4 protein-coding genes are annotated in these 4,722 nt (G+C 44.6%); 1 reads left to right on the top strand and 3 read right to left on the bottom strand.

The features are described from left to right. From BCT81_RS27665 to BCT81_RS27655, 3 genes are all read right to left on the bottom strand, one after another. Positions 1 to 926, bottom strand: a 926-nt coding sequence (locus tag BCT81_RS27665; RefSeq protein ID WP_102426529.1) for a membrane dipeptidase, incomplete at its 3' end; no start/stop codon positions are given. Between the two features lie 165 nt (positions 927 to 1,091). Further along, positions 1,092 to 2,552 (bottom strand): aldehyde dehydrogenase family protein, encoded by a 1,461-nt coding sequence (locus tag BCT81_RS27660; protein ID WP_102426528.1) that lies wholly within the window; start codon positions 2,550 to 2,552, stop codon positions 1,092 to 1,094. 187 nt (positions 2,553 to 2,739) lie between these two features. Continuing rightward, entirely contained in the window at positions 2,740 to 3,138 is a 399-nt protein-coding gene (locus tag BCT81_RS27655) for a RidA family protein (protein ID WP_004741170.1), read from the bottom strand. Between the two features lie 157 nt (positions 3,139 to 3,295). On the opposite strand from BCT81_RS27655, the gene BCT81_RS27650 reads away from it, so the two are divergent. Continuing rightward, entirely contained in the window at positions 3,296 to 4,180 is an 885-nt protein-coding gene (locus tag BCT81_RS27650; protein ID WP_008217077.1) for a LysR family transcriptional regulator, read from the top strand. The last annotated feature ends 542 nt before the right edge of the window (positions 4,181 to 4,722 follow it).

Here is a 4,722-nt window from a genome sequence, read left to right as displayed (position 1 = left end):
GCTTCAGACTCGCTAAAACCGTGACGCATCAATCCGTTATAAATATTTTCCATACCCGAACTACCACAGAACCAAGGCAACGCATCAGGCCAACCTGAGTTATTCGCAGAGCCTTCGCCGTAGTCCATCGCTTTAGACCAACGACCATTTCTCATCCATTCAAGGACAGCTTGAGGCTGGTTTAAGCATAGGTCGCTACCAATACCAAGGTGTTCGACGCCAACCATGTCAGCAGTGGTCGCAACCATCTGACAGAAGTCTTCCAAGGTACATTGGCTGCCGTTTGGTAGGTGGAATGGGTATAAGCTGAATCCGATTAAGCCACCGCGTGCAGTGAGCGCTTTAATCACATCGTTTGATTTGTTACGAAGTGCATCATGAGCAAACGTCGGGTTCGCGTGGCTGATACAAATAGGACGCGAAGACAAATCAATCGCTTCAAGTGTTGAGCGCTCGGCACTGTGAGACATATCGATGATCATGCCCACTCGGTTCATCTCTTCGATGGCTTGCTTACCAAAGCGAGTAATACCGGTATCGTTCTTCTCGTAACAACCTGTCGCCAATAAACTTTGGTTGTTGTACGTCAGTTGCATGATCAAAAGACCCTGCTTACGCATCACTTCGATAAGACCAATCTCATCATCGATTGGAGAACAGTTCTGAGCGCCTAAGAAAATGCCGACTTTGCCAGTTGCTTTTGCAGTCTCAACATCAGCCATTGAGTGAATCGGCATGATAAGGTCTGCATTCTGCTCGAATCTTAAGTTCCACTCTGCAAAGCGAGATAAGGTTTCACGAGCTGTCTCGTGGTAAACCGCGGTAGCGTGAACTGCTGTAATGCCGCTTGCCTTTAGTGTTTGGAAATATTCTCTGTTCCAATTGCAGTATTGCAATCCATCTATAACAATCCGTTGCTGGTACATAACCACTCCTATTGAAAGCTCAGTGTTCTAGCTCGGTTTTGAAAACACGCTCAAGTAACATGTTTTCAAAAATGGGTTAAATCACTTATCTAAGTTCGTTTTCTGTTTTGGTTTGAATATTGGCCTGACTCTGTGAATCAGGCCAATTCTTATATAGAAAGCAGATTAGTAAGGACGCTGGTAAGCCGTCTTCACTACTGTGTAGAACTCTTTTGCGTATTGACCTTGCTCACGAGGACCGAAGCTAGACTCTTTACGACCGCCAAACGGTACGTGGTAGTCGGTACCAGCGGTTGGTAGGTTAACCATCACACAACCAGTTTGAGCTTGTTGCTTAAACAGTGCGCTCGTACGTAGGCTTTGAGTGATGATGCCGCCAGTTAGGCCAAAGCGAGTATCGTTAGTTGTTGCAATCGCTTCGTCCAAGTCAGCCACTCGAATCACGCTTGCCATTGGTGCGAACACTTCCTCTTGGTTCACTTCCCAATCGTTCTTAGTGTTCAAGAACAACGTTGGAGACATATAGAAGCCTTCGTGTTGCATGCTCAAGCGTTCGCCGCCGAATGCTAGCTCACCGCCACTTTGACGCGCCTTCTCAACCCAACCTAGGTTTGCTTCAAGCTGGTTTCCGTCAACAACTGGGCCCATGAAAACGCCTTCCTCTAATGCGTGACCCACTTTCAGCTCGCTCATACGTTTAATCAGTGCATCAACGTACTGGTCGTGGATGCTATCCATAACAACAAGACGAGAAGACGCTGTACATTTTTGACCTGCACCAGAGAAAGAGCCGGCAATAGTTGCTTCAACTGCGGTTTGGATATCTGCATCATCAGCGATAACCAGCGCGTTTTTACTGCCCATTTCCAGTTGGCAACGAACGAAGTTTGGTGCGGTAGCCGCTGCCACTTTACGACCCGTGTCAACAGAACCGGTAAAGCTCACACCGTTCACTTCTTTAGAGTTGATCAGTGCATCACCTACCGTTGAACCGCTACCCAATACAAGGTTAAACGTACCTGCAGGGATACCTTGGCGATGGATAATCTCAGTAAGCGCAACCGCACTTGCTGGTGTTAGGTTTGCTGGTTTCCAGATAACACTGTTACCGAAAGCCAATGCTGGAGCAATTTTCCAAGCTGCTGTTGCTGTCGGGAAGTTCCAAGGAGAGATAATGCCGATAACGCCTACCGCTTCGCGAGTCACTTCAACAGAAACACCCGGGCGCACTGAGTCCGCGTTGTCACCAATTTGGCGAAGCACTTCAGCCGCAAAGTATTGGAAGAACTGACCTGCACGGTAAATCTCACCGCGACCTTCAGCAAAAGGCTTACCTTCTTCACGAGATAGCAAAGTGCCCAGCTCATCACAACGGGCAATCAGCTCATCACCAATCGCTTGAAGCACCGCTTGCTTGCGTTCAATCGGCGTTTTTTCCCACTCTGGTTGAGCGTGTTTCGCCGCTGAAATAGCTTGTTGAACTTGTTCAGCACTTGCTTGTGCAAAGTTGCCAATGTTTTCAGAAATATCTGATGGGTTAATGTTCGCTACGGTGCTTACACCCGCTTGCCATTCGCCGCCAATGTAAAGTGCGTTTTCTGCTTGAACATTCTGTAAGTGAGTCATCATTCTGTCCTTGTAACGTTAGGTTGCGGTTGAGTCTGGCAACCATCGGATTAATTAATAAATTGTTAATTTATATAGAGAATAAGTATTAATTTTGTATCTAGACGTAAAACTATTCGCTTGTATCAGTAAAGATCTGCGTAGACAAACAGCTTTGATTGGCAAATTGCCTCAGTTCACAGTCCATTTATTCAGGTTGAGACGCCGATGCATAAACCACGAACTCAACCAACATCTCTTCTCTAGCTAGCCCTGCAACAACGACTGCTGCACGATTTGGATAAGGTGCGTTGAAGTATTCTCCGTATACGCTGTTTACAGTTTTCAGGTATTCACGGTCAGTCACGTAAATCAGAACCTGCAGCACAGAATCCATCGATTCGCCTGCACACTCCAAGGTATGAACAAGGTTGTTAAAAGTCTGACGCGTTTGCGCTTCAATACCGCCTTCTACTACTGCGCCCGTTTCATCGATTGGAATCTGCGCAGTGTATAGAGTGCCGTTATTAACGATTGCCCACTCTAGTGGTGCTTTTGAAGCAAAAAGAGCGGTTTTTACTGGGTGTTTTTTAGTTTGTGCGTTCACGATTCCATCCAACTTTGTAACAACTATGTTTCAAGATAGTTAAATACTGCACCTTGACGCCTGATAAATCTAACGGTAAATTTTGTGCATTTGATAAATAAAATCTATCACCTTGCAAAAAGTAAGGTATAGCAAGGGCTAGAGAAGGATCGGAGTCATGAGTATTAAGCTACAACAGTTAAAACATTTTGTTTTAGTGGTCGAAGAAGGTGGATTTCGAGCAGCTTCTCACCGAGCAAATCGCTCTCAAGCAGCACTGTCTACTTCAATAAAAGAGCTTGAGAAAATACTTGGTCAGCCACTGTTTGAAACAGGCAACAAATCTACGCTGACACCTTTTGGTGAAATATGCCTACCGAAAATCATTCAATTCTTGAATGTTTACAAAGCATTAGACAACGACTTACGTGCAGCGGCGGCTGGGCAACAAGGAAGAGTTCGAATAGCGAGCGTGCCTTCGGTGGCAGCCAAATTGATCCCTAGCGTGTTAGGGGCCTTTTGTGAGCAATACCCGAATGTAGAAGTGAGTTTGATTGATGATAATGCGGCAGGTGTAGAAGCAAGGTTACTTTCTGGAGAGGTGGATGTCGCCCTTGGCAATACCTCCCATTTAGAAGAAGAGAGTATCGACTTCACTCCACTTCTTTCCGATCCTATCGGTGTGGTCTGCTTAAAGGACAACCCAATTGCCGCTCAACCCGAGGGCATAGAATGGCAAACTTTGTTAAAACAGCCGTTCATTCGCAACGGGACTTGTACCCTACTCGATCCAACACCTGCACGTATGCTCAGCGAGCAAGCCCTGTATTCGGTAGAAAACATCACTTCTCTATTTTCTGTGTTGGAATTAGGCATTGGGGTAACCACACTGCCTAAGCTTGCTTTCCCAACCAATGAAACGCGTTTAGTGTGGATTCCTTTGATCGACCCGCCGTTACAGCGTCAAATTGGAATATTCCGACTGTCTGACCGGACTATCTCACCCCAAGCGCAAGCTTTTCATGATTTGTGTATTCAATATCTGAGTTATGAAGCGCCATAAGCAAAATTTAGCAAGTGGCAGTGCGTTACTGCCATTTGTTACTTCAGAATACGCTTTATCTAGTCGCAACAACCACAATCAACGGGCTCTGAAGTAAGATTTAAACGTCATAAATACCTCAATGAGTAGCAAAAACGTGGATAACCATTGATGTGACACAGTTTTTCCACGCTTCATGAGTAATAGATAAAAAATATATACTTCTGCGTTAATAAACGCACGCTGCTCGTTATAAATAACTAAATAGCGATGAAATCACACATCTATCGCCCGACTCTTATCCTTCTAGATAACAACCTATAAGTACATGAAAAGTATAAATTAACCACCTTAATCTCACTTAGCGTGACCCTGAGTTATTCAGGAAATTCTTAATACTTCAAGTTATCAATAAAGCATCTGAAATATTCATGATTAAAGTGACAGAATTATTACTTTCATAAATGAAAAGCACCTATTTCAAAAATGAAATTATTGATGTCGATATTTGTCGTTTTGATCACATAATTTTAGGCGTAGTTTATATTTTGTCGAAACGAGAG

Source organism: Vibrio sp. 10N.261.52.A1, assembly GCF_002876325.1.
GTDB classification, from domain to species: domain Bacteria; phylum Pseudomonadota; class Gammaproteobacteria; order Enterobacterales; family Vibrionaceae; genus Vibrio; species Vibrio chagasii.
The sequence above is the reverse complement of the archived record's forward strand: the minus strand, read 5'-3'. Positions and strand labels throughout refer to the sequence as shown.